Raw genomic sequence first — 264 nt, forward strand, 5'->3', positions numbered from 1 at the left:
GTTCTTCAACGCCGAGCAGTGGCTGGCCGAAGAAGTCGCGCTGGAATTCGCACGCGCCGAAGGTGCCGCGTTCGTCAATGGCACCGGCGTCAATCAGCCGCGCGGCTTCACGACCTACACGACGGCAGCCACCGCAGACGCCTCGCGCGCCTTCGGCACGCTGGAGCACACCGTCACCGGCGCGAATGGCGCGTTCAAGACCTTGTCGAGCACTGTCAATCCGGCCGACGACCTCTTCACCCTGGTTTCACTGATGAAGAAGGG

The 264-nt window shown here is 64.4% G+C and carries 1 protein-coding gene; it reads left to right on the top strand.

The features are described 5' to 3' along the window. A partial coding sequence (locus tag AC6UDE_RS07020) for a phage major capsid protein (protein ID WP_500697036.1) occupies nucleotides 1-264 on the top strand: 264 nt, incomplete at both ends.

This window comes from Fructilactobacillus sp. X2R5C3, from assembly GCF_059901325.1.